General features: G+C 45.5%; 15 protein-coding genes. 7 read left to right on the forward strand and 8 right to left on the reverse strand.

The features are described 5' to 3' along the window. The first annotated feature begins 519 nt into the window (after positions 1 to 519). Both pflB and pflA read left to right on the forward strand, forming a co-directional pair. A complete protein-coding gene (gene pflB / locus HMPREF0671_RS02695; protein WP_036896586.1) occupies positions 520 to 2,766 on the forward strand; it encodes a formate C-acetyltransferase in 2,247 nt (748 codons plus the stop codon). A gap of 208 nt (positions 2,767 to 2,974) precedes the next feature. Continuing rightward, the gene (pflA, locus tag HMPREF0671_RS02700; protein ID WP_036896596.1) at positions 2,975 to 3,715 is read left to right on the forward strand and encodes a pyruvate formate-lyase-activating protein; all 741 of its coding nucleotides are present in this window, start codon (positions 2,975 to 2,977) and stop codon (positions 3,713 to 3,715) included. A gap of 17 nt (positions 3,716 to 3,732) precedes the next feature. On the opposite strand, the gene HMPREF0671_RS02705 is transcribed toward pflA, so the two are convergent. Then, positions 3,733 to 4,707 carry an alpha/beta hydrolase gene (locus tag HMPREF0671_RS02705; protein ID WP_232223156.1) on the reverse strand — a complete coding sequence of 325 codons (975 nt, stop codon included), beginning with the start codon at positions 4,705 to 4,707 and terminating at the stop codon, positions 3,733 to 3,735. A gap of 154 nt (positions 4,708 to 4,861) precedes the next feature. Between HMPREF0671_RS02705 and HMPREF0671_RS02710 the strand changes: the two genes are divergently transcribed. Together HMPREF0671_RS02710 and HMPREF0671_RS02715 are read left to right on the forward strand one after the other, a co-directional pair. Continuing rightward, positions 4,862 to 7,846 carry a PEP/pyruvate-binding domain-containing protein gene (locus HMPREF0671_RS02710; protein WP_369793915.1) on the forward strand — a complete coding sequence of 995 codons (2,985 nt, stop codon included), beginning with the start codon at positions 4,862 to 4,864 and terminating at the stop codon, positions 7,844 to 7,846. Between the two features lie 318 nt (positions 7,847 to 8,164). After that, a complete protein-coding gene (locus HMPREF0671_RS02715) occupies positions 8,165 to 8,710 on the forward strand; it encodes an RNA polymerase sigma-70 factor (protein WP_036896588.1) in 546 nt (181 codons plus the stop codon). A 56-nt stretch (positions 8,711 to 8,766) separates the two neighbouring features. Here HMPREF0671_RS02715 and HMPREF0671_RS02720 read toward each other — a convergent pair whose 3' ends face one another. The 6 genes from HMPREF0671_RS02720 to HMPREF0671_RS02745 form a co-directional block, all read right to left on the reverse strand. After that, a complete protein-coding gene (locus HMPREF0671_RS02720; RefSeq protein WP_036896589.1) occupies positions 8,767 to 9,792 on the reverse strand; it encodes an endonuclease/exonuclease/phosphatase family protein in 1,026 nt (341 codons plus the stop codon). After that, entirely contained in the window at positions 9,789 to 11,357 is a 1,569-nt protein-coding gene (locus HMPREF0671_RS02725; RefSeq protein WP_052052780.1) for a beta-N-acetylhexosaminidase, read from the reverse strand. Before HMPREF0671_RS02725 ends, HMPREF0671_RS02720 begins: the two co-directional genes overlap by 4 nt. A 10-nt stretch (positions 11,358 to 11,367) precedes the next feature. Further along, the gene (locus HMPREF0671_RS02730; protein ID WP_156958355.1) at positions 11,368 to 13,230 is read right to left on the reverse strand and encodes an FAD-dependent oxidoreductase; all 1,863 of its coding nucleotides are present in this window, start codon (positions 13,228 to 13,230) and stop codon (positions 11,368 to 11,370) included. 9 nt (positions 13,231 to 13,239) lie between these two features. Beyond that, a complete protein-coding gene (locus HMPREF0671_RS02735; RefSeq protein WP_036896590.1) occupies positions 13,240 to 14,199 on the reverse strand; it encodes a FecR family protein in 960 nt (319 codons plus the stop codon). Between the two features lie 354 nt (positions 14,200 to 14,553). Continuing rightward, positions 14,554 to 16,137 carry a RagB/SusD family nutrient uptake outer membrane protein gene (locus HMPREF0671_RS02740; RefSeq protein ID WP_036896591.1) on the reverse strand — a complete coding sequence of 528 codons (1,584 nt, stop codon included), beginning with the start codon at positions 16,135 to 16,137 and terminating at the stop codon, positions 14,554 to 14,556. Positions 16,138 to 16,151: 14 nt separating this feature from the next. After that, positions 16,152 to 19,418, reverse strand: a complete 3,267-nt coding sequence (locus HMPREF0671_RS02745) for a TonB-dependent receptor (protein WP_036896592.1) — start codon at positions 19,416 to 19,418, stop codon at positions 16,152 to 16,154. Positions 19,419 to 19,727: 309 nt separating this feature from the next. Here HMPREF0671_RS02745 and gdhA point away from each other — a divergent pair, with 309 nt between their 5' ends. Further along, on the forward strand, positions 19,728 to 21,065 hold the full coding sequence (gene gdhA, locus HMPREF0671_RS02750) for an NADP-specific glutamate dehydrogenase (protein ID WP_036896593.1): 1,338 nt from the start codon (positions 19,728 to 19,730) through the stop codon (positions 21,063 to 21,065). A gap of 223 nt (positions 21,066 to 21,288) precedes the next feature. Then, the gene (locus HMPREF0671_RS02755) at positions 21,289 to 21,834 is read left to right on the forward strand and encodes a septal ring lytic transglycosylase RlpA family protein (RefSeq protein ID WP_062433538.1); all 546 of its coding nucleotides are present in this window, start codon (positions 21,289 to 21,291) and stop codon (positions 21,832 to 21,834) included. Between the two features lie 199 nt (positions 21,835 to 22,033). Here the strand turns inward: HMPREF0671_RS02755 and HMPREF0671_RS02760 are convergent, their stop codons facing one another. Next, positions 22,034 to 22,879, reverse strand: coding sequence for a glycine zipper family protein (locus HMPREF0671_RS02760; RefSeq protein WP_036896594.1), 846 nt, complete (start codon positions 22,877 to 22,879; stop codon positions 22,034 to 22,036). Positions 22,880 to 23,320: 441 nt separating this feature from the next. Here HMPREF0671_RS02760 and HMPREF0671_RS02765 point away from each other — a divergent pair, with 441 nt between their 5' ends. Then, the gene (locus HMPREF0671_RS02765; protein WP_036896595.1) at positions 23,321 to 25,090 is read left to right on the forward strand and encodes a hypothetical protein; all 1,770 of its coding nucleotides are present in this window, start codon (positions 23,321 to 23,323) and stop codon (positions 25,088 to 25,090) included. Positions 25,091 to 25,452 lie beyond the last annotated feature (362 nt).

Consider the following 25,452-nt stretch of genomic DNA (forward strand, 5'->3'; position numbering starts at 1 on the left):
GTCTCGACTTTTCAGCATTTCGGAATAGGCTTGGCAGCAAAGCTGCTGAGCCCTTGCAGTAACCTCACCTCAACCCTCTCTCAAGGAGAGGGAGATGGTTTAAAGTTGACAAGTAGACGAGTTTAGAGTAAGAAGTGAGGAGTTATGAGTGATGAGTAGGGGCGAATTGTATTCGCCCAATAACAGTTTTGATTGAGGGGGAGTACCTAAAGGCATTCAATTTTTGTATCCCTATTAGTCCGCCAGCCGTCATTTCATTCCGGCAAGCGGCTAACGCAGAGGGTAGCCATGTTGTGGCTGGTTGCTGTAGTGAGGAGTTTCTTATCCTCATTACTTGGTATTTTTCCTTAATGTGTATGTCATATATTCTTTGATATGAAGAAATGGTGTTACCTTTGTAGTTCGATTTCCTGTCGGATGAAATCTTTACAGAGGATAAAGATGCTTCTCGGACAGATGAGATGACATAACTATAGAGGTATACAGATTTTATTTTTTCACTCAATAATATTAAGGATAATGAAGAATGAATGGAGAAGTTTCGTAGGACATCAGTGGACAACCGAAGTCAATGTGCGAGATTTTATTCAAAACAATTACACAGGCTTTGACGGAAACGAAGATTTCTTGGCGGCTCCAACGGCTGCTACGGATAAGCTTTGGGGTATTTTGCAGCAGTTACAGAAAGAAGAACGTGCCAAAGGTGGTGTACTTGATATGGAGACTGAAGTCGTTTCGAGTATGACAGCTTATGGTTCGGCTTATATAGACAGCCAATTGAAAGACCTTGAAAAGGTGGTTGGACTTCAGACAGACAAACCTTTGAAGCGTGCTTTCATGCCTTATGGCGGTATTAAGATGGCAGAACAGGCTTGTACCACCTATGGCTATACACCGTCTGAGAAGTTGCATGAAATCTTTACGAAATATTGTAAGACTCATAATGATGGAGTTTTCGATGCGTATACCGACGAGATGAAGTTGGTACGCCACAATCATATTCTTACAGGATTGCCCGATACGTACGGTCGTGGACGCATTGTGGGCGACTATCGCCGTGTAGCTCTGTATGGTGTTGACTTCTTGATAGAAGAGAAGAAGAAAGATTTGAATCTCTGTGGAGACGGTACGATGACCGATAATGTCATTCGTCAGCGCGAAGAAATATCAATGCAGATAAAGGCACTCAAAGAGATGAAGGCTATGGCTGAACTCTATGGGTATGATATTTCACAACCTGCACAGAATGCTCGTGAAGCTGTTCAATGGCTTTATTTCGGTTATCTGGCTGCCATCAAGACGCAGAATGGTGCAGCAATGTCTGTAGGTCGTATTTCAACATTCCTTGATATTTATATTGAGCGCGACTTCCGTGAAGGTACTCTTACCGAAGATGAGGCTCAAGAATTGATAGATCACCTTGTGATGAAGTTCCGCATGGTGAAGTTTGCTCGCATTCCTTCATACAATCAACTATTCAGTGGAGACCCCGTATGGGCTACATTAGAGGTGGCAGGTATGGGTATGGACGGGCGTTCGATGGTGACGAAGAGCGACTTCCGCTTCCTTCACACGCTTGAGAATATGGGACCATCGCCCGAACCTAACCTCACTGTGCTCTATAGTCCGCGTTTACCCGAAGGTTTCAAGAAGTATACAGCTGCTATTTCGGTGAAGACAAGTTCTATTCAGTATGAGAACGACGAGGTGATGCGTCCGGTATGGGGTGACGACTACAGTATTTGTTGTTGCGTATCTGCTACCCAGACCGGTAAGGAAATGCAATTCTTTGGTGCTCGTGCCAACTTGGCTAAATGTCTCACTTATGCAATTAGCGGTGGTGTAGATGCTAGAACACGCGAGCAATGTGGTCCTGCTTTGCGCCCAATAGAGGGTGACGTGGTGACTTACGATGAGTTTATGCCTCGCTTCATGGATATGATGGAATGGTTGGCAGGTGTATATGTGAATACCCTCAACCTCATTCATTATATGCACGATAAATACTTTTATGAGGCAGCGGAGATGGCTCTTATTGATACCGATGTACGTAGAACATTCGCAACAGGTATTGCTGGCTTCAGCCATGTGGTCGATTCTATCAGCGCTATCAAGTATGCCAAGGTCAATATCCTGCGTGATGAGACTGGATTCCCACTCGAATTTAAGACCGAAGGCGACTTCCCCCGTTACGGAAATGATGACGATCGTGCGGATGATATTGCTGTATGGTTGCTCAAGACGTTTATCGGCATGATTAAGAAGCACCATACTTATCGTGAATCCGAACCTACTACCAGTATCCTTACCATTACTTCTAATGTGGTTTATGGTAAGTTTACCAGTAATATGCCGGATGGTCGTCCGGCCGGAACACCCCTTGCGCCTGGTGCAAATCCATCGTATGGTGCCGAGAAGAACGGATTGTTGGCATCGCTCAATTCTGTGGCTAAGTTGCCTTATGAGTATGCGCTCGATGGAATTAGCAATACACAGACTATCAGCCCCGATACATTAGGACACGATGATGAAGAACGCGCTCGTACACTTGTGGGTGTCATGGATGGTTATTTCAGTCGTGGTGCTCATCATCTCAACGTAAATGTATTTGGTGTAGATAAGTTGAAAGATGCCATGGAGCATCCTGAGAAACCTGAATATGCTAATTTTACCATTCGTGTGAGTGGTTATGCCGTGAAATTCATCGACTTAACGCGCGAGCAACAAGAAGATGTGATAGCACGTCAGGCACACGACAAGATGTAAAAACGAGAAAAACTGTAGCTTACTCTATATCAAATGAGGGAGCTATGGTCATATGCTCGGATATGAAAAAGAAACGGAGCGCCTCAACAGCGCTCCGTTTCTAATTGGCAAATAGAGAGGATAAGAAATGGAAAAGAACAAGTTAAATATACAAGAACAGAAAAAATGTATGTCGGCGAATGGCGATTTGCATGGCATTCCGGATGATATGGACAGTCCGAAAGTGGGCTTTCTGCATTCTACCGAGTCGTTTGGTTCGGTAGATGGCCCCGGTATTCGCTTCGTCATCTTCTTACAGGGCTGTCCCATGCGTTGTCGCTATTGTCATAATCCGGACTCTTGGAAAAAAGAAAAGCAGCAGAGCGTTACGGCAGAAGAGTTGCTTGGCCGTGCCGAACGCTACCGAAGTTATTGGGGAAAAGACGGGGGGATTACGGTGAGTGGGGGTGAGGCGTTGCTCCAAACCGATTTTCTGATAGAACTGTTTAGCAAAGCTCATGAGCGAGGTATCAATACATGTCTTGATACTTCTGCCCAACCATTCTCTCGACAGTCGCCCTTTTATGATAAGTTTGTACACCTCATGGAGCATACCGATTTGGTGTTACTCGATATCAAGCATATTGATAGCGAGGCTCATCGTATGTTGACAGGGCATCCTAATGAGAATATTCTTGATGCAGCTCGTTGCCTTTCAGACATGGGTAAGCCTGTATGGATTCGTCATGTATTGGTTCCGGGCATTACCGATGATGAAGATGCACTTCGAAGATTGGCTGCTTTTATTCAAACATTAAGCAATGTGCAGCGTATAGAAGTGTTGCCCTACCATGCATTGGGCATTTATAAATGGGAGAATCTGGGTATTCCCTATAGCTTGAAAGATGTGTCTACGCCTGCGAAAAAGCAGGTAGAGTGGGCTGGGAAGATACTTCGTGGTGAGCAGTAAACGTAGGTTGTGGATGCTTATCGAAGGAAGTCATGAGCCAATCTTATGCTTTCTTGGAAAGCAGATTCCTGCCCTTTAACGGTAATAAACAGGTGGACGCTACCCGGTAATACTTCTCGTCGGGCATCGACGCCTAATTGTTGAATGCGCCTGACGAAGGTTTCCCCTTGAGAACATAGAATATCGCGCTCGGCAGCAACCAATAATAGTTTTGGCAATTGTGCCAGTAATGTGTCTGAAGCCATAGAGGGTGAAACCAACGGATGGCATTCCCGCCCCTTGGCGTAGGCTTGGTTGAATGCTTCCATGATACTTCCGTCTAAGGCAAATCCTTTTTGATAGGCCTTCCACGATGCCGACTGATCGTTCCAAGCAGATATTACGGGATAGAAAAGGAGTAGCGAATGGAGAGGTGATGTTCCTTTTTGCAAGAAGTTTAATGTGGTGGTGAGGGCTAAATTTCCCCCTGCGCTGTCGCCACCGATCGATATTCGGCAACTATCTGCGCCCCATTCAGAGGCTTTCTCTTTTGCCATACGCACCGCATTGATACAGTCTTGCAGTCCGGCAGGGAAGGGATGTTTGGGTGCTAACCTATAGTTGAGAGCCAATACCATCACTTCGCCTTGGGCAACCAGTTGCTGACAAAAGCGAGCACAGCTGTTGATACTGCCGAATGTCCACCCACCACCGTGCAGATAGATGAGGAGTGGGAGCGTCTTTTGTTTCTTGTTACGGGGAGTATATAGACAGAGTGTATTGCTGATGTAAGATGTTATGACCTCATTACATACTTCTGGAACTTGGTTGCGTGAATTTCTAATAGCGGCAAGTGGGGCAGTATTGCCTTCTATGGCTTTACGAATAGCTGCTGTTTGTTTTACTTGTAGTCCTTCAGGCATCTGTTGCAAGAACAAATCGGCTTCTTTCTTGAAATTATATTCAGTAGTGATATTCTTTTGTTGTGCAAAAGATGGGAGGTTGGATATCATTATCAGACAGCTTATAAATAGTAAGATACGTTGCATGATGAAACTGTTTTGAACTTCGGAATGCAAAACTACAATAAAAAGAGAAGCCAGCAAAGCTTTCATATAAATTGCCTGTAAATTTCGTTATTATCTTCTATTTACGTTATCTTTGCCTATGACTAAAGTAACAATTATGAGCGGAGATACCGAGCAAAAGAAGTTTCTGAATAAGTTTTATCTCAAAGATGTGACGTTTGTCAACCTGATGATGCGTCGTATTTATAATGTTCTCATTGTGGCCAATCCCTATGATGCGTTCATGTTGGAGGACGATGGACGCGTAGAAGAGAAGATATACAATGAGTATATGCAGTTGGGATTACGTTATCCGCCTACGTTTACGCAGGTGAGTACGATAGAAGAAGCTTCAAAAGTGCTACAGACAACGAACATAGACTTGGTGATCTGTATGCCGGGTAACGCCGATAATGATGCTTTCACCGTGGCTCATGCCATCAAAGATGAATTCCCCGCTATTCATTGTATCGTACTGACGCCTTTCTCTCACGGTATTACCCGTCGCATGCAGAATGAAGATTTGAGTATCTTTGATTATGTGTTTTGCTGGTTGGGCAATACCAATCTCATCCTTTCTATCATCAAATTGATAGAAGACAAGATGAACATAGAGCACGATATACGCGAGGGTGGGGTGCAGATGATTCTCTTGGTGGAAGACAGTATCCGTTTCTATTCGTCTATTTTGCCCAATCTCTACAATTATATATTGTTGCAGAGCCAGCGGTTCTCTACCGAAGCGTTGAACAAACACACGGCTACGTTGCGTATGCGAGGTCGTCCGAAGGTGGTATTGGCACGAACTTACGAAGAAGCGTTGGCCATGTATGGAAAATATAAGGACAATACGTTGGGCGTTATCAGCGACGTTCGTTTCCCACGAGGCGGTGTGAAGGATGGCGAGGCTGGTCTCTCATTGTTGAGAGAAATCAGAAGCCGTAACGAGTATGTGCCGCTTATCATGGAGAGTTCGGAGTCGGCAAACCGCCAAATGGCTGAGGCTGCAGGCTTCCACTTTGTAGATAAGAATTCGAAGAAGATGAGTATAGACCTCCGTCATTTGATGGAAGAGCACATGGGATTTGGAGATTTCATCTTCCGTAACCCGAAGACACATGAAGAAGTGATGCGTGTGAGCTCGCTCAAGGAACTGCAAGACAACATTTTCAAGATTCCCGATGACTCCATGCTCTACCATGTGAGTCGCAATCACATGAGTCGTTGGCTCTCGGCGCGTGCCATTTTCCCGGTATCGGCGTTCCTTAAGAATATCACTTGGCACGAGTTGCAGGATGTAGAAGCACACCGTCAGATTATATTCGACGCCATTGTGCAGTATCGACACATGAAGAACATCGGTGTGGTAGCCGTGTTCGACCGTATGAAGTTCGACCGTTACGCCCATTTCGCACGTATTGGTGAAGGCTCGTTGGGCGGTAAAGGGCGCGGACTTGCATTCTTGGACAATGTTGTGAAGATGCATCCGGAGTTTAATGCCTACGAGAATATAAAGGTACAGATACCCAAGACGGTGGTATTGTGCACCGATGTGTTCGACCAATTCATGGAGCAGAACAACCTATACCAAATAGCTTTGAGCGATGCAACGGACGAAGTGATACTTCAACACTTCTTGCGAGCGCAGTTGCCCGACTCGTTGATAGCCGATTTCTTCACATTCTTCGAGGCTACGAAACGCCCTATTGCTATTCGTTCGAGTTCGTTGTTGGAGGATAGTCACTATCAACCATTTGCCGGAATCTACAGTACTTACATGATACCTTACTTGGATGACAAGTATGCCATGCTGCATATGTTGGCCGCAGCCATCAAGAGTGTGTATGCATCTGTGTACTATCGCGATTCTAAAGCGTACATGACGGCCACCAGCAACGTGATAGACCAAGAGAAGATGGCCGTGATATTACAGGAAGTAGTGGGAAAACAATACGGTACTCACTATTATCCGAATATCAGTGGAGTGCTGCGTTCGCTCAATTATTATCCCATTGGCGACGAAACGGCCGAAGAAGGAATCGCCTCTTTGGCTCTTGGACTGGGTAAGTATATCGTGGATGGAGGGCAGACTTTACGTGTATCTCCTTATCATCCCGACCAAGTGTTGCAGATGAGTGAATTGGAAATAGCCCTGCGTGAGACGCAGACGCAGTTCTATGCACTTGATATGGCGCACGTAAGCGACGACTTCAATGTAGACGATGGGTTCAATATCAGTCGTCGGAAAGTGAAAGAAGCCGACAAAGATGGCTCGCTTTACCTGATAGCATCGACCTTTGATCCCTACGATCAAGTGATACGTGACGGGCTATATGAGGGTGGACGAAAAATCATTTCGTTTGCCGGTGTATTGCAACAAGGAGTGATTCCGTTTGCCGAAGTGATGCAAATGTCGATGAAGTATGGCTCTGAAGCCATGCGAAGGCCGGTAGAAATAGAGTTCGCCTGCAATATTTCGGAAGATAATGCTGCCGAATTCAACCTGTTACAGGTACGTCCAATCGTCGACGCCAAGCAAATGTTGGATGAGGATGTGTGTGGTATTACCGATGAGGAATGCCTGTTGCGCTCGCATCACTCGTTGGGACATGGTATTTCGGAAGATGTTGTCGACGTGGTATACGTGAAGTACGACGACACGTTCTCGGCCATGAACAATTATTATGTGGCCGACGATATAGAGCGAATCAACCGCAAGTTCCTGACAGAAGGGAAGAACTACATCCTTGTAGGACCCGGTAGGTGGGGTTCAAGCGACCACTATCTAGGCGTACCGGTGAAGTGGCCGCATATCAGTGCAGCCCGTGTTATTGTGGAAGTGGCGCTCAAAGATTATCGGGTAGATCCTAGTCAGGGTACCCATTTCTTCCAAAATCTGACAAGTTTCGGCGTAGGCTATTTTACCATAGATATGAATACAGAGGATGGCGGACTCATTCGGAAGGAGTTATTGGATAGCTTGCCTGCCGTGGAAGAGACGCCGTATGTACGCCATGTACGCTTCGGCCATCCGCTACGCATTCTCATGGACGGTAAGAAACAAGAGGGAGTGGTGTTGAGGTAAGTAACTGTTAATAAGCCTTTTGAAGACAATAAAAAACTAAAGAAACAGACCTTTTATCACAAAATATTTGGAAGCAATTTGTTTTCATATTATCTTTGCATCGTGTTTTTCATGGTATTAGATTTAAGGTTAACAAAGGTTGGGACTCAGCGGAGCCCCTTTTTTTATGCCCTTACGTTTGTATGGCGATTTTCTAGTATCTTATTGGCTTGGTTAGGCTTGTGAATTTCAGCTTTTTTACTTACTTTTGCTGTCAATAATACAATACGGATTGTAGTATGATAATGCTGTGCTTAATCCCTCATCTACACGGATATAATGACCGATTTTGAAAGACTTTATATCACATGGTATGCTCGTGTGAAGAACTTCGCACTTGTCTATGTGAAGCGTGAAGCCGATGCGGAGGATATAGTGCAGGATGTTTTCGCGAGAATATACGAACGTGAAGACTTGTTTAATAAGGATATAAACATCACAAGTTATCTGTTTATATCGGTCAAGCATGCTTGCTTGAATCATTTGCGCGAACGATTGACGGTGTCGGAAGCTTATTCCAAGTATTACGAAACGCAACGACTGGAGATGCAACTCATGTATGACTCGTTGGAACAGTTGGATATGAACTTCTCGGACGAGTCTATAGAGACGATGTTGGAAAATGCCATTAACCATCTACCGGATAAATGTAGGCAGATATTTATCATGAGTAAGCTCAAAGGCACGAAGCAAAAAGCCATCGCACAGGAGTTAGGTGTGTCGGTAAATACGGTGGAAGTGCAGATGAGCATTGCTTATAAGAAGCTACGAGAAGAACTCAAAAACTGCATTCCTTTGTTGGCGTTCCTGTATATGATGCCTTAGAATGGTAGCCTCGTGCCTTAGTTTGAATGTCTTACTCAGATTTCATAACTTGGTAGTCAACGGATTTTGAATTTCACCAATACGCCTTTATGGTCGGTGGGCCATAGTCCTGTGGGAAGCACAAAAGAGTCTTTGGTATCTTCCTTGAGAGCTGTTGAGCGGTAGGCAGACATGTCGGGACCGAATATCTGAGCCGATATGGGCGTCACACCTTTACCTTTATAGTAGATGAAGTCGATGCGTTCGCGCTCGTCGGCCTTTGGTGCCCACGTTAATTGTTCCATCTTTACAGCCGGATTATAGCTTGGATAAGTGAAGCCGGGATGCGTGATGGCACTGGGATAAACCTCGCGATAGGCATCTCGGAAGCCGTTTTTGTAGAGCATGGTAGACACGGTCCAAGGTACGATCATGCCATGATGGTCGTAAAGGTCTTTGGTTTGGGCAGTCCAATCCAAATGAGACGGTTCGTTGAAGTCGCCTCCGAAGACTACACAATGACCTGCTTTGATGTCATGGCGAGCCTCGTTGATAAACGTCTGTACCTCATTGTCACGCCAAGAGAGGTCGTTCAACTTCAAAAGTTCGGCCACCGACTGTGGTCGTTCGCACTCCTTCCATGTGCAACCATCGTATCCGTAAACATTGTAATAAGCACAATCAAGGTAGTCTAAATGTCCTGTATAGACGCTGACCTTGCGCCCTTGCACCTCGGCTGTGAGTTTATAGATGCTCCCATGATCCTTGTTGAGGGTTGAAACGTAAACAGAATCAAGGATAGGATAGCGACTCAAAAGGCCAGAATCGTCTGTGCGGAAAGAATAATAGGTTAGTCCTTTGGCCTTCAAATCGTTGACGAGTCGGCGCGTAAAGTTTACGTTATGGTAGTTACGCACTTCACTCAGCGTGACGAAGTCGGGTTTCAGACGGCACAACTCGTTGACGATGGCATCGTAACCGCCCGGTACCACCGTGCCTTCCTGCCATATATTCCATTGCAATACGGTAATCTCAACATCCTTACGAGCCTGAACGTTGAGGCTCATCAGTACCACTAAAAGGGTAAATAAAATCTTTTTCATTTTGTTATTTCTGCTTTGTAAGTATTAGTTTCATGGTTTATGTCGAAGCAATTGTAACCCTTGCTTCGCAGATAGGATTCGATATGGAGCACGCGTTTCCTAAAGTCGGTATAGGATGACTTGGTTCCCCAAGCTGTTTCGGCAATGGCTAAGAGACGTGGATACATCATGTATTCAACGTGAGAGGGTGTTTCTATATATTCCGCCCATAGGTTTCCTTGTATTCCATCAATGTATTTCTCTACGTTGCTTCCTTTTAGTTCGGCAGGAATAGGGTCGTAAGAATAGACCTTTTCCAAAGGTGAATAACCGCCAAGAGCCTTTGGCTGTGTTTCAGGCTTATCTTGATAATGGTCTAGATAGTAGTATTTAGATGGACATACCACAACATGATGTCCCATTTTGGAGGCTTTGATGCCACCTTTTTCGCCACGCCATGACATGACAAGTGTTTGTGGCGAAAGTGTAGTACCATCGAGAATTTCGTCCCAACCTATCATTCTGCGACCGTGAGCCGTAAGGAAACTGTCGATTCTACTGATGAGATAGCCTTGTATCTGTGCCGTATCGTTCATGTTCATACGATTGTATAGTCCGATACATTTGGGACATTTCTTCCAATAACGCATCGTCGCTTCATCGCCACCGATATGGATTACTTTTGAAGGGAAGACACGCATCACCTCTTGTAAGATGTCGGTAAGGAACTTAAACGTATGCCCATTGCCCACACAAAGGTCGAACCCATCACCTTGTCCGGTACAAGACAGGTCTTTAAACACCTGCATCACCTCGTAGCTATGGCCGGGCATCTCGATTTCAGGGACGATATTGATGTATCGACTGCGTGCATACGCTACGATTTCTTTTAAATCTTTTTGTGTATAATAGCCTCCGTAAGCCCCCGGTGTGTCTTTTTTACAAAACTTACGTCCTTCGTCTATCCACTGGTCGCGACTGCATTGCGTGCGATAAGCCGCCCCGTCGGTGAGTTGTGGATACTTCTTAATCTGCATTCGCCACCCTTCGCAATCGGTAAGATGCAGATGTAAGGTGTTCAATTTGAAGTAGGCTAGAGCGTCAATCTGTTTCTTGATGAAGTCTTTTGACCAAAAATGGCGCGATGTATCAAGCATGAATCCGCGATGAGCAAAGCGCGGGCTGTCGGTTATCTCGGTACATGGAATATGCTTCTGCTGCTCCATTTGGCGTAAAGTCTGTATTGCATAGAATATACCGGATGCTGTGGAAGCCTCTATCCGAATTGTATCGAGCCCCACATTCAGTTTATATCCTTCGGCGCGAAAGGCTCCTTGGGTGAGCCGAAGTACAATGACGCCTTTTGGTTGTGCTTGTGTTGTCTGTTTGGGCGTGCCCATCAACATTGCCACCTGTTCTTTAATGTACTTCGAGTCCTTACCTTTTAAGTTGCTCACTATCTTGTAATGTCTATCGACTGCAAAAGTTCCATTACCTATTTGTTGCTGTACGGGCAATGGCAGTAGCGTCTGTGCATTGAGACCAAGGCAGTAAAAGAGACCGAGATAAAATAGAAACTGTTTCATGTTAGTATATTTATTGTACGGTAGGCGGCTTACTTAAGATGCCACCCTCATTGTATTGCTGATTATTGGGGAGTCCTTGACCTCCTATCCCTTTCTTCATAAGCTGCTTTAGGAGACTGAGATACCGTGTATAAATGTCGCGTGGAAGTGCTTGATGCTGTTTGCAGAGCGATGCTGCCATTCCTACAACCTCGCCCATCATGCCCGTTGTGCGCATGACACGAACCGAACCGAGGGCTATATGTGTCACGCTGATGTCGCGACCAGCCATAAAGAGATTGTCAATATTTCTAGAATATAGGCATCGATAAGGTACGCCATAAGGATAAATTACCTTTTGTTTCGATATGGCTTTATACTCATTGCCGGGGAAATAAATGCCGTTGAGTGAGTCGGGATAATGCAAATCAATACTCCACGTGGTGGTGAACGATGCATCTTCGTGCGAAACATGTTTTATAAGATCTTGTTCACTCAGTACATAGTCGCCTAGTAGACGACGCGACTCGCGTTTTCCGGCAACATAAGCCACCCATCCCAACTGTTCTTTCTCAAACTTTTTTCTCTTTGAATATTGGTTTTTCAGGTAGCTCCAGTTAGAATATACCACCATCAGACCGTAGTCTCTGATTCGTTCAAAGTCGGTTATCTGATTTTTGTTGAGCCCTGTCTCCCATGTCCATTCGCCCTTTTTGATGGGTTCACAACTCTCTTCGGTGAATGAGATACCATAGTTGAATGGGCGGAATGTATTGGTTTTCTTCGTTGGTTGGGCATACCATTGTACCGAAGCCCCCATGGTCATCTCGTCGGCCTGCTTCGGTGCTAATGGCTCTTCGAACTCATTGTAGGCTTCACGTCCCATCTTATAGTCGGCTCCGGCTAAATATCCCACTGTAGCATCGCCCGTACAGTCGGCAAACAGTGGCGCCTTGAAGATCAGTGGTTGCGATGTCTGTGTGTTTAGGGCTATGACACAGGCTATTTTATTACCTTCCATCTGCACCTTGTTCACGTGGTAATTGGTAAAAAGAGAAATGTTTGGTTCACGCTGAACGATGTCCATCTTCTTGTGGTCGGCATAGTTTTCGGCTGGCATGGCATTGCCCTCTTCCGTTGGGCCAAACTCTTTTTGGAGTCCACCGAGGTTTGGAAACTTTCCTGTTTCGATTCTTCCACCTAGATGGACTCGTACTTCTGAACTGTTATTGCCACCCAAGAAGGGGCGATCTTGCACCAAAGCTACTCGCATTCCTAGTCGGGCTGCTGATACAGCCGCGCTGATTCCGGCCACACCACCGCCTACAACAACAAAATCGAATGTTCCTGCCGAAGGGGCAACGCTAGGTAGTTGGAGCAGTCGTTGGCGCATATTGGCTAATGCTAGCGAGTCTTCGGACGGTAAGTTGTTGCCAGTTGTGAGATAGATGGCATCACAGCGACCGTCAAATCCGGTTAGGTCTTTTAGTCGGAGCGTTGCTTTTCCTTTTTTCAGAGTCACCTTACCGGCCTTTTGCCACATCCATTGTGTGCCGATATTTCCAAGTGTTGGCGACAATCTCTTACCATTAATCCATAGCGAGAAAGCCCCTGCACCCTGCCCATGATGCCACGGTGATGTCCAGTTATAGGTTCTAACGAATGCATAGTATGTGCCATCGTGTGGCACGGTGATGTGGGTTGATGCGTCGGCAACAGGCACTCCCATGCCGTGGGCGATGAGATAAGGCGACCCCATTTGGTCCATAAACTGTTGGTCGACCGCCCATCCGCCTTTTACTTCAAAGCTCTCTGCCTCTACAAGTATGTCTGCGGCTAGTGCTGAAGTTGTGACGAGTAGGGGTAATAAAAGGGTTGATAGAATTTTTATCATGCGTATGTATTAGTATAATATGATTTCGTTTTTCTCGGCATTGTGGCTGATATGGAACGGATATACCTTCGAAATAAGCTGTAGAATCGACGTAACACCATCGTGTAGACGGAATTTTCCTGTGTATTCTTGTTTGGCAATATCGTCGTTTTTGATGATGATGTCGACATGGTAATACTGGTGTAGGCGTTCGGCCACTTCTTGTATGCTGGCCGACTTAAACGAGATGATGCCATCGCGCCATAGTATCTCGTCTTGGTCTACGGCTAGAATCTTTTGTTGGTTGCCGGCTATAATGAGTTGCTGATGGGGCGTTAGTATTGTTCCTTGAGCTTCCTTGCTAGGTTGATAGACTCTGACCGAGCCTTCATAGAGGGATACGTCTAGTGTAGTGGGGGTATAGCAACGCACGTTGAATTCCGTACCAAGCGCTTTTACCTGTCTATTGCCTGCTTGAACAATGAATGGATGACTCTCGTCTTTGGCTACATCGAAGTAAGCTTCGCCATGCAGCAAGACGGTTCGTTCGTCCCCAAAGGTCGATGGATAAGTGATAGTAGAACCGGAGTTGACCCATACCGAGGTGCCGTCGGGAAGTGTAATCTGTGCCCGTTGTCCCTCCGGTACATTTAGTTTCTGATAAGCTATGGGTTGCTGAGAACCTATGTGGTATTTGAAGATAGCGGCTGTACCGATGATGCCAAGTATCAATATGGCTGCGTAGCGAAGCAGTTGTCGAGCCAGCAATTTCATGGTATCTCTTTTTTGAGCCTTCTGTCTCTGTAGTAGACTTTCTCTGCCAGCTTCCTCATTGGTGAGATCGGGGTGGAGAGATATCAGTGCTTTCATATTGATAGCACGGGTTAGTTCGGCCTTTAATGTTGTCGACGACTGTGCATCTTGTAACAGCTGTTCGGTATCTTGGCTATTGAGAGTTCCTTCCAAATATTGATTGATGCGTTCATCCATTTGTTCCTGTTTTTATGATATAGACAAGCAAATATAAGAAAACCACTAAACAAAAGAGCTAGAAAATGTATCTAATTTGCTATAATTTACTCTTTTGTGGGTAGATTGGGTGTTTTAGACGAATATAGTTTACCTTAGCGACATGAGATAATTGATACTTTGAGTATTTAAATGAGTCATGAGTTATCTCAAGTGTCCATCTTCTTAAATTGCTGCAAGGCTCTTGCAGTAATGTTGAATGGGCCATGCAGCATTACTGCCAAGTTGAGACAGAAATGTTGCCTAGCCTAGGCAGTAAACACAAAAAAAGAGAGACAGCGTGTCACCACGCCATCTCTCGTGTCTAATATAACCTTAACGTCGTATATTTGAGTTCAAAGAGGCATCGTCGGCAGGGTAAGGTAGGTAGATGCTCTTGTCTCCATTCCATGTCACATTATCAGGAATGAGGACGTTTTCTTTTTCCATTACACCTGTTGTAATTTCGATAGGAGCATTCTTCTTGCGATAGTTGAAGAGCGATTCCAAGCGGTTGAGACGGAACAAGTCTTGACGTCGGCAAACCAAAGCAGGCCAATATCCAGCAATTTCCCAACCATGCTCCTTCACACAAGCTTCGGCAAACTCGTTTCCTGACATGCCTGTTGGGAGATTCTCCAGACCTGCTCTATGCCTAACTTGGTTGATACAGTCGTAAGCTAAAGCGTTGGGAGTACCCTCTGAACGGGCTTGTGATTCGGCATACCACAGCAATACTTCAGCGTAACGAACCAAGCGATGGCGATGGCTATTGGTGCTTTTGCCACCTGCTGGTTTTGTATAGTCATAGTCGGTGAAGCCGGTTCCAGTGAGTAGATTGCAGTACATGGGGTGCTTCTCCTCTACTTCCCACCAGTCTATCAGTTCTGTTTCGCCGTTTCGCCCGTTATTTTTAACTATTTTCGGACTAATGGTGGCGTCTTTACGAGCGCCTGCGGGGAAGTCTTTCCAGAACTTGTATTCGCTCCAACCATCGCCCCATCCACCGAGAGATTCAAACAAATCGCTGACAGCCATCTCGGAATCTTCGTCCCAAACATACGAGCCATTGTAGTTGATACCTACGATGGTCTCGTTGGTATAGTTGTGGCTGGGAGCATAGACCATGTTGTAGCTAGGCTCAAGCATGTATTCATACTTGCCGGCTTTTACTCCGTCGATGACTGCTTTTGCACTGGCGGCCGCTTCTTTGTAATATTCGGTCTTGTTAAGGGGCCATCCTGCCATTCCCATATAGACTGCTGCGAGTACAGATTGTGCTGCTTGCTTGGTGATATAGATATTGGCTCCATTCATCTTCCGGGGTGCTTTGGCGTAAGAGGTGGGCAATATCTCGACACAATCTTTCAAGTCTGCGACAATTTGATTATATATTTCTTCGACCGAAGCAAGAGGACGCGAATAGTCAACTTCACCGCTTAGGTTCATAGGAACGGGGCCAAATACTCTTACAAGTTTGAAGTAGCTCACGGCACGCCAAAACTTTGCTTGTCCGATAGCAATGTTTACTTCCTCTTGAGTAGTCGGAGTTTTCTCTGCATTGTTGATGAGATAGTTGGCAGCCTTAATCACTTTATATCCCGAATTCCATACAGCTGCAGCGCCTTTATTGCCGTCTGTGGGGTGGAAAGCATCTACATCAGCATACGCTTGCTTGTTGCTTCCGGGGTGTGTAGTGATGTCGTCGCCTTGCCAAGCAATGATTAATGGGTTGGTGTTGTTTTGAGAATTCATTACTTGGCGGTACAAAGCGTAGGTGCCCATGTCTAGTTCTTCTTGGGTAGAAAAGAATGTATCGGCAGTCAACCTACCCTTAGGATCTTCGTCAAGGAAGTTTTGGCATGAAGTCATCAGTGCCAAGCAGGCACTTAATCCGGCTATAATATAAGTCTTTTTCATATTGTCTGTGTCTATTAGAAGTTAACTTTCAATCCAAATGTTACGGTTCTTGATAAGGGGTAAGCACCCATATCGATACCATCATTGAGGTCGGTGCTGCCCAATTCAGAACTCATGAATGAGACACCGGCAGGATCCATACCTTTATATTTGGTAATGGTAAACAGGTTTTGAATGCTTAATGAGAGGGTGGCATCGGCAAAACGAAGCACCTTCTTGGGTAGGGCGTACGACAGAGATAGATTGTCCAACCTGAGATAATCGGCGTTCTCCAGCCATTTAGTAGATGCTGCCTCGTAGTCGTTGTCGGTGACTGTGACTGATGGGTATATGGGGTTAGCGCTCTTTCCAAATGAGTTGTAGTAGGCATCACGCAGAGTGATGAATTTAGAGTTGCCATTGAAGGAGGCTGCCGTATAGCGAATGAGGTTTAGACGCTGTACACCTATGGCTCCGGTGAAGAACGCGCTGAGAGTCCAGTTGCGCCACGTGACGGTGTTGTTCCATCCGAAACTGAAGTCGGGAGTAGCTTTGCCGGTCACAATTTTGTCGCCTTCGGAGAGCGTACCGCTGTTATCATAGTCGGCATACGTATCATGTCCATTTGCATCGATGCCTGTCCAGTCGTAAAGGAAAAACGAACCGATGGGGTAACCTACCTTTACGCGCGATACAGCTCCGACCAAACCATAGGCTGGAGTGTTTCCGGCGATGAATGGGATGTTGTCTAATGAAGTGACCTTATTCTTCAAGAAGGTGCCTGTAAAGGCTGAATTCCATGAGAAATCTTTCGATCTGAGGATATCGGCATCAATAGTAAAGTCCAAACCACGGTTGGTTACCTCGCATGCATTGACCCAGTAAGAACCTCCACCGTCGTAGTTGGGCATGTTCTTGCGTAGCAATCCATCTTTCGTAAACTTTACAAAGTAATCGAATGTGAATCTTATGCGACTATCAAGGATACCGAAGTCAAGACCAGCGTTGAATTGATGAGTTTTCTCCCAAGTCAAGTCGGGCGTAGGAACATTGGTTCCAGTCCAGTAACCGGTGTACTTGGAGTCGCCACCAAAAGCGATAGTGGTTTGAGACATTAAGCCTAATGTCTCGTACGGATCAATAGCCTGACTACCTACGATACCATAACTGAGTCGTAGTTTGGCATTCTGGATAACGTTCTGGTGTTGCATGAAATTCTCATTACCAAGTTGCCAAGCCAAAGCAAGAGATGGAAAATAGCCCCATTTCTGATTAGAGAACTTGGAAGAACCGTCGGCACGGAATGTTCCGGTGACCAAGTAGCGATCGTTGTAGTTGTACATCAAACGGCTCACATAAGAAAGAAGCGACCACGAAGAGTAACTGTTGTTGTCTTGACGACTTTTGGCTAGTGTAGAATTCCACCAACCTACGCTCTCTGTTAAGAGATTATCGCCTGAAATTTTCATGAATCTGGTTTTGGAGAATGAAGATTCAAAGACACCGGTAGCTGTGAGAGAATGCAGTCCCCATTGCCCATGATAAGTCAGGTTGTTGGTGGTTTGTAATGCCATTCGTTGGGTATCGGCATTCGACATACCGTTATTGATGTTGACGGAAATCTTCTTTGAGTTGAAATAATAATATTTATAGTCGTTGTAGTCTACTCCATTAGTAGAGGTGAACGTAAGGTTTGGCAGGATGGTAAACTTTAAATCTACTCGCGCATTGAGAATGTCGCGACGATTTTGCGACCTACTTTCCTTCAAAGTTGCAACAGGATTATACTCTGTAATAGCGCAATAACGGTCGGGATTGTAGCCTCCGTTGGCATCGTATATGTCTGTTACGGGAGAGTAGTTGAGCATAGCCCACAGCACATTGTTTTTAGATGCGGTGAAGTTATGGCTCTTATCAGCACTGTGAGAGAAGTTGATGTCGGTGGTAAGACTTAGCCACTTCGATACGTCGGAAGTCATATTGGCTCTGAACTGGTAGCGATTGTAGTTGTTTTCGATGACGGTGCCTGTCTGTCCTATATAGTTGGCAGAGACATAATATTGTGTCTTATCGTTGCCATTAGACAATGCTACTTTGTAATCTTGGGTGATACCGGTCTTGAAGACTGCATCTTGCCAGTCGGTTCCAGTTGTTCCGTTTTGGAAAGAAGATAGCTGGTTGCTGTCGAAAGTATTGGGATGAGCTTCGTTGTAAGCCACTGCGAACTCATAAGGACTAAGTGTATCGTAACGTTTTGCCACATTGCTGACACCCAGTTTGGCATCGAAAGTGATGAGTTGTTGGTTGGCTTTACCGGTTTTAGTTGTGATTAAGATGACACCATTGGAGCCTCTTGAACCGTAAATGGCTGTTGCCGAAGCATCTTTGAGGACTTGCATGGACTGTATATCTTCCGGATCTAGACCGGCAACACCACTCTCTCTCACGATACCATCGACTACATATAGCGGGTCGTTGCTACGATTAATGGAACTGGCACCGCGTACCCTGACTTTGATAGTGCCTCCGGGAGCGCCACTATTGGTAACCGAAACACCAGCAACACGACCTTGTAATGCATCTGTGGCATTGACAATGGGCTGATATCTGTACGATTTGCTGTCGAGCACAGCGATAGAACCGGCCAAATCTGCTTTTTTTACGGTGCCATAACCGATGACGACGACTTCATCGAGGGCCTCTATATCGTCGGTCATTGTTATCTGCATACTTTCGCTAGCTTTGATTTCTTTATCCTTGGCACCTATATATGAGACGAGCAATGTGCTTCCTTTGGGGGCATCGATTTCAAAGTTACCATCCATATCGGTAATTGTTTTGTTCTGTGTACCTTTCTGTATGATGGTAGCACCGATGAGTGGTTCCCCTTTTTCATCTGTGATATGTCCGGTAAGTTTACTTCCTTTAGTACTTTGTTGGTGTGTTTCGACAGCCTTCTTTCTAAATACTACATATTTATTTTGTGTAATATCATAATTGAGATGAAGTTCAGAGGCGAGGTGAGAAAGGAAATATTTCAGGTTGCCCTTGGTTTGTGTAAACGTAATCTTGGCGTTTACATCGACGTCTTTATCGCTGTAGACGAGCAAAAATCCTGTGGAATGTTCGATTTGAGCAAATAGTTTACCCACAGAAAGGGTTTTGGTAGGAATCTCAAGGCTTTTGTTTTGGGCAAAAGTTTGTGGTGTTGATAAGAGTAAGAAAAGGAAGAGTAGGAGTCTCATCGGATGTAAATAAGAAGAAGGTGAGCTCTTCCGACATTTAGATAAATAACGATTCATAGGTTTTATAGTTAGAATTAATAAAGTCTTTAATGGCATATTGGTGCATCGCCCTTATTGCATGGCGTGCATAGATTGTTTCTCTGGTCATATTCTCATAGGCGTTTTTCTTATAAGTTTTGTTATTATAACACAGCAGAATAAAAATCCACTAAGAGCAAACAGAAAAAAATAGGATATATTGCCATAAACTTTATTATTGTTTTAAATCTTTTTTGACATTGTGATTTGGCACTTATGTATAAAAACTCTATATTTGCAACATAACCAAGGGTGTTGGTTCGCCTGCCCTTTTAATCGATACTAGTTATGGAAGTAAGTAAAATCTTGAATGATTTGGAGCGAAGGCATCCGGGTGAAAAGGAGTATTTGCAAGCAGTAAGTGAAGTCCTTATGTCTATTGAAGACGTGTATAACAAGCATCCGGAGTTTGATCGCATGAAGATTATGGAACGTTTGGTGGAGCCGGAGCGCATCATTACGTTTCGTGTACCATGGGTTGACGACCGTGGAGAGGTTCATGTGAACTTGGGCTACCGCGTGCAATTCAACAGTGCCATAGGTCCTTATAAGGGTGGACTGCGCTTCCATCCGTCGGTAAACCTGTCGATTTTGAAGTTCTTAGGGTTTGAACAGACATTCAAGAATGCGCTCACCACGTTGCCAATGGGTGGCGGTAAAGGCGGAAGTGACTTCTCCATACGTGGTAAGAGTGATGCCGAAGTGATGCGATTCTGCCAATCTTTCATGCAAGAACTCTATCATTATATCGGCCCGGACGAGGATGTTCCCGCCGGCGATATAGGTGTTGGAGCCCGCGAGATAGGCTATCTCTTCGGCACATATAAGAAGCTGACGCATCGTTGGGAAGGTGTGTTGACCGGTAAAGGCGTTGAGTGGGGCGGCTCGCGTATTCGTCCTGAGGCAACTGGATTTGGTGCTTTATACTTCGTCAATCAAATGTTGCAGATCCACGATATAGACATCAAGGGCAAGACTGTGGCTATTTCGGGTTTTGGAAACGTGGCTTGGGGAGCTGCTAAGAAGGCTACTCAACTCGGTGCAAAGGTCATAACGATTAGCGGACCGGATGGATATATCTATGATCCGGACGGTATTTGCGACGAGAAGATAGCTTATATGCTTGAGCTAAGAGCCTGTGGCAACGACGTATGTCAGCCCTATGCCGATGAATTTGAGAGTGGTCGGTTCTTCGAAGGACGCAAACCTTGGGAGCAAAAAGCCGATATTTATCTGCCATGCGCTACCCAAAATGAACTTAATGGAGAAGATGCCGACCGCATATTAGCTCATAAACCGCTCTGTGTGGCAGAGGTATCGAATATGGGATGCACTGCCGAGGCGGTGGAAAAGTTTATCCAAGCGCGACAACTATTTGCTCCCGGAAAGGCCGTAAACGCCGGTGGTGTGGCCACATCGGGACTTGAAATGACGCAAAATGGTATGCGCCTATCATGGTCGGAAGAAGAAGTAGATGCACAATTACATCGTATCATGCACTCTATACACGACCAGTGTACGCTCTATGGTAAGCAGGCCGACGGCTATATGAATTACGTGAAGGGAGCTAACATTGCTGGATTCATGAAAGTAGCCAAAGCTATGATGGCGCAAGGTGTTGTGTGATAGCATGTGGTGTTAGTAGGAGTTAATGGGAGTTAGGCTCGCGTTGCTCATTGGGAGTTAGGTCAAATGTCTATAGATGAGGCAAAAAAACAAATGGCTTTTAACTCCGAGGCTGTCGAAGATAGCCTTAACTCCTGCTAACTCCTTTTAATAACTTAATATATAACGAGTGGAATATCGAAGAAGCGTAATCCTTTTAATATGGTTATGTGCCTTTACCACGATGTTTGCACAGCAAACCGGGAAGGCATCCTACTACTCCAAGAAGGCTACAGGAACCCGTACGAGTAGTGGAGAGAGGCTACATCATGATAGCCTTACGTGTGCTCACCGTACTTATCCGTTCGGTACGTTGCTGAAGGTGAGAAACCTTAGCAACGACAAAACGGTCATTGTACGAGTTACCGATCGTGGCCCATATGGTCGCGGCCGTGTTATTGACCTATCATGGGCAGCAGCCAAAGAGCTGGGAATGCTTGCCCAAGGAGTGACCGGCGTTGTTGTTGAAGTGTATGCTGAGGCTCCTGCTATTCCTTACAAGCCCGATGAAGAGGTGTATATGCCGAGTTTAGATTTCGGAGTTGCTGAAAGTGGCTCTAGTTTTGTGAGCGATTGGGTTGAAGATGCTGCCCAAGAAGCCAAGAAACTTCCCCAGAAAGCTAAGGCTGTCAAACCTGTACGGCGTAAGCAGAAGGTGCAATATGCTCCCTCTAAGCAAGCTCCCAAGACTAATAGTTGGAAGAATATATTCAATAAATTCTTAGAGTAGAGCAAAAAACTCTACTCTTTTTTTGTGCCATCAAACAGCCTTTAAAGAGTTGGAACTAGCAATAAAAATGTCGACAGAAACCCCGCCTTCACCGTTATGGCTGTGACTCTTTAGTAAGAATCAGCTGAGTATCTGTCGACAAATATATGGAATTGTACGCTTATGTACTCTTTCCAATGTTTTTAAGACAAAGCTATCATTATTTCTGTGTGGGAATATTAAATTCGCTTACTTTTGAGATAGCTTTGTTACCCTGTACCACCGAGATACAGATTTTGGCCGTTCCTGCTTTCAACTTGTTATCAGCTTTCACTACGGCTGTATATCTTATGCCCTTTCCGGGGAGTATTTTCTCGATATGGATGCTAGGCGAAACGTAGAGATGTCGGTTTCCGTCGGCCTCCACCACCATCGGTTGAACGTCTGATATAGTTTCTTTACCACGGTTGTAAACCTCAAAGATGACTTTGCAAATTTCACCTCGACTAATCTTATTGTCTTGATTGGCATCTACAAATCGGGCATTACTAATCTCTATCGTGGGACTGTACTTATATCCATTGGCCAATTCTTCTACGCTAGAAGATAGTGGCATGTTGGTAGTAGGTTGTTGAGCGCTGTAGTTTCCTGTATAATCCGTACCGTCGAAGTCATAGATTCTGTCGTCACCACTGTTGGTTTGATCAAATCCACTGTTGTCCGATGTGTCGGAATATGGATAATCGTCAGTGCCTTGATAGTCGCGGTTGCGTATCTTATCGCGCACTCGCTCGTAGCGGTCGTGGCGCACTGGAGCGTCAGAATAGACACGTTCTTGTGCACGTTGGTCGGCCGCGTTGCCGATAGCGCCTCCTATCACGGCACCACCCACCATTCCTACGATGGTTCCTAAGTCCGAACCGCGTGGTCCATCGCTTATTCCACCAACGGCAGAACCCAGTATCGATCCCAATGTGGCGCCGGTATAAGCGCCGGTTCCTGTATAGGTGTCACAGCTACTTGCCATTATAACGGTGCTCATTGCTAATATCGTAAATCTCTTCATGACGAATTTTGCTTTTTAATCTTGTTTCTGTCGCAAAGATACGGTATTTTTCCCCGCTCTTCAAGATTGTTTCCCTACAATGTGATAGGAAAAATCCTATTTCCCCAGTTCTACCACTATATATATTAGAATTTGCATCAGTAGGTTATTACTAGGGCGAAGTTGGTTTTCGCCCTAGCTATCAGTGTGTAGTTATTTGGCATGAGCAATTCACCCATCTTGGTGAGCGAGTATTCCATGCGAGTCGATATTTCGGGATAGACGTTGCTATTTACTCAGTGGTAATGTTCCTGATTCTTCTATGTTTATGATAGCATTTTCTGTAGACAGTAGCTTCTCCATGATCGCTAAAAGATGTGATGATTGCGGAAAAATTCTTTTAAAAGGCTGTGTTCTTGAATATTTTTCGCATATTTGCACTTGTAAATCATATACGACCGAATGGATTTAAAAGCATATTATAGCAGCCATGCCGAATCATTGGCACTCGAAATAGCGCAACTTAAAAGAAAAGGAAATACATTAGTGATAGCCCAAATAGCATTCTTTGTGCTGTTTGTGGCTTTCATTGTTTTATATACGGTGGTGTCGTGGGGCTGGCCTTTATTGGTCGGTTCGGCTCTGTCGCTGTTGGCTTATGCCCTCGTGAGGCGTATAGATGGTCGAAATTCCGACTTGTTGCAGCGTAAGACTGATTTACAACAAGTGTTTTTGCACGAGCAGGCTTCTCTTGACGGCGACTTTACGGCATTCGATGATGGCCGTCGTTATGTCGATGCTCGTCATGAATACACGTTCGATTTAGACGTCTTTGGGCCGGAGTCGTTGTTCCAGCGCATGAATCGTACGGTTACATCGGGCGGTAGTGATCGACTGGCTCGGCAGTTATCGCAATTGGAATATGATGAGAAAGGAGCGGAAGCCATCGCTGAGTTGGCCGTCAAGGATGCTTGGCGAGCTGAATTTATAGCCCTCGGACAGCAGCGACGATTGGATACCAACGAGGTGATGCGGGTGGTGTCGTTGATGCGCGAGACCCGTATTCCGAGTTTTGCACAGAGTAACGGGGTGCGTATCTTGGCGTTTTTGGCCATCGTCGGCTGCTTGTGTGCTTTCGGCGCAGCCTCGTTTGGTATGGCAAGTTGGAATCTTCCGATATGGTGGGTCATCTTGCAATTCGGCCTTGTGTTCCTCTTTACGTCCGGCACATTGAAGCGAGTAGGGAGCGTGGTAGACCGGTTGCACGAGCAGATGGGTACTTATATTAAAGTGGTAAGGCACATCGTAGACGAATCTTTTGCCACTTCGTTGAACACAGCTGACAGTAAGATGCTACGCGAAGCTATCGACTCGTTTGCCCAACTGGAGCAGATATTGGGCGGACTCGACCGTCGCGGTAACATTCTAGGGCTTTTCTTTGCCGATGGACTGGTGTGGAGCGATTTCTTCCTCTTGCGCCGTTTTGCCTTGTGGCAGCGTGATTATGCCGATGAAATGGGCGAGTGGATGGATACGGTAAGCCGTATGGATGCCCGCATATCAATGGCTACGTTCAGCTATAACCATCCCGAAGCCTGTCCGGCAGAGGTGTTGGACGATACCAAAGAGCTGGTATATGAGGCGCAAGGGCTGTTCCATCCATTCCTTGGAGCTAAGGCCGTGCGCAACGATTTCTGCATCGTAGACCACCATTATTATATTATCACTGGTGCCAACATGGCGGGTAAGAGTACTTTCCTGCGTGCGGTGGGCATCAATTATATCTTGGCCATGAACGGTATTCCTGTGTTTGCTGATGGTTATCGGGTGTCTGTGTTTCACCTATTCAGCAGCATGCGCACCACCGACGACCTAGCCCACGGCATCTCTTACTTCAATGCCGAGCTCTTACGCTTACAACAATTGCTGCAATACTGTCGCGATTGTCATCCTACACTCATTATTCTCGACGAGATATTGAAAGGTACCAACTCGCTCGATAAGCTCAATGGGTCGCGCATGTTCTTAGAGGCAATCAGTCATCTCGACGTTACCGGCATCATAGCCACCCACGATTTGGAGCTCTCGAAGATGCAAAGCGACCGATTCCATAACTATTGTTTCGAGATAGAATTGGGTGCTCATGTCACTTATTCATATAAGATTACCTCCGGTGTGGCGCGTAATCAGAATGCTACCTATCTGCTTCGCCGTATATTGGAAGGGGAATAAAAGGTGAAATACCGTTTATTCCGGTTGGGTAGAGATGGTATGTATACCGTCTCTTTTTTGTATAAGCCTTCGCAATAGAACGTTGTAGGGATGCGACATGTCGCGTCCGTAGACCGTATATATACTAAAAGAATGGCATCAAGAGATTGTAAATTCCACCGCGGACGCGGCATGCCGCGTCCCTACAGGAGCCCCACCCCGTCCATTATCTCCCTCGTTTTCTGTCGCACCGACTGAGCCGAAAGCGACTACTCGGTCGATGACCGATGGTTCCCAAAAGGGGGAGGGCGAAAGAAATAGCCCTTCTCCGTCCCATAACTTAAAAACTTATCAACTCAAAAACTTACAAACTAAAACCAAAA

It is taken from the genome of Prevotella sp. S7 MS 2, from assembly GCF_000762865.1.
In the GTDB taxonomy this organism is placed as follows: Bacteria; Bacteroidota; Bacteroidia; order Bacteroidales; family Bacteroidaceae; genus Prevotella.

Bases quoted from the DNA above. Each gene is read 5' to 3' on its own strand.
- HMPREF0671_RS02710 (WP_369793915.1), top strand. From the start codon at position 4,862: ATGACTAAAGTAACAATTATGAGCGGAGATACCGAGCAAAAGAAGTTT.
- HMPREF0671_RS02715 (WP_036896588.1), top strand. From the start codon at position 8,165: ATGACCGATTTTGAAAGACTTTATATCACATGGTATGCTCGTGTGAAG.
- HMPREF0671_RS02760 (WP_036896594.1), bottom strand. From the start codon at position 22,879: ATGAAGAGATTTACGATATTAGCAATGAGCACCGTTATAATGGCAAGT.
- HMPREF0671_RS02765 (WP_036896595.1), top strand. From the start codon at position 23,321: ATGGATTTAAAAGCATATTATAGCAGCCATGCCGAATCATTGGCACTC.
- HMPREF0671_RS02755 (WP_062433538.1), top strand. From the start codon at position 21,289: ATGTTTGCACAGCAAACCGGGAAGGCATCCTACTACTCCAAGAAGGCT.
- HMPREF0671_RS02740 (WP_036896591.1), bottom strand. From the start codon at position 16,137: ATGAAAAAGACTTATATTATAGCCGGATTAAGTGCCTGCTTGGCACTG.
- gdhA (WP_036896593.1), top strand. From the start codon at position 19,728: ATGGAAGTAAGTAAAATCTTGAATGATTTGGAGCGAAGGCATCCGGGT.
- pflA (WP_036896596.1), top strand. From the start codon at position 2,975: ATGGACAGTCCGAAAGTGGGCTTTCTGCATTCTACCGAGTCGTTTGGT.
- HMPREF0671_RS02725 (WP_052052780.1), bottom strand. From the start codon at position 11,357: ATGAAACAGTTTCTATTTTATCTCGGTCTCTTTTACTGCCTTGGTCTC.
- HMPREF0671_RS02705 (WP_232223156.1), bottom strand. From the start codon at position 4,707: ATGATATCCAACCTCCCATCTTTTGCACAACAAAAGAATATCACTACT.
- HMPREF0671_RS02735 (WP_036896590.1), bottom strand. From the start codon at position 14,199: ATGGATGAACGCATCAATCAATATTTGGAAGGAACTCTCAATAGCCAA.
- pflB (WP_036896586.1), top strand. From the start codon at position 520: ATGAAGAATGAATGGAGAAGTTTCGTAGGACATCAGTGGACAACCGAA.
- HMPREF0671_RS02745 (WP_036896592.1), bottom strand. From the start codon at position 19,418: ATGAATCGTTATTTATCTAAATGTCGGAAGAGCTCACCTTCTTCTTAT.
- HMPREF0671_RS02720 (WP_036896589.1), bottom strand. From the start codon at position 9,792: ATGAAAAAGATTTTATTTACCCTTTTAGTGGTACTGATGAGCCTCAAC.
- HMPREF0671_RS02730 (WP_156958355.1), bottom strand. From the start codon at position 13,230: ATGATAAAAATTCTATCAACCCTTTTATTACCCCTACTCGTCACAACT.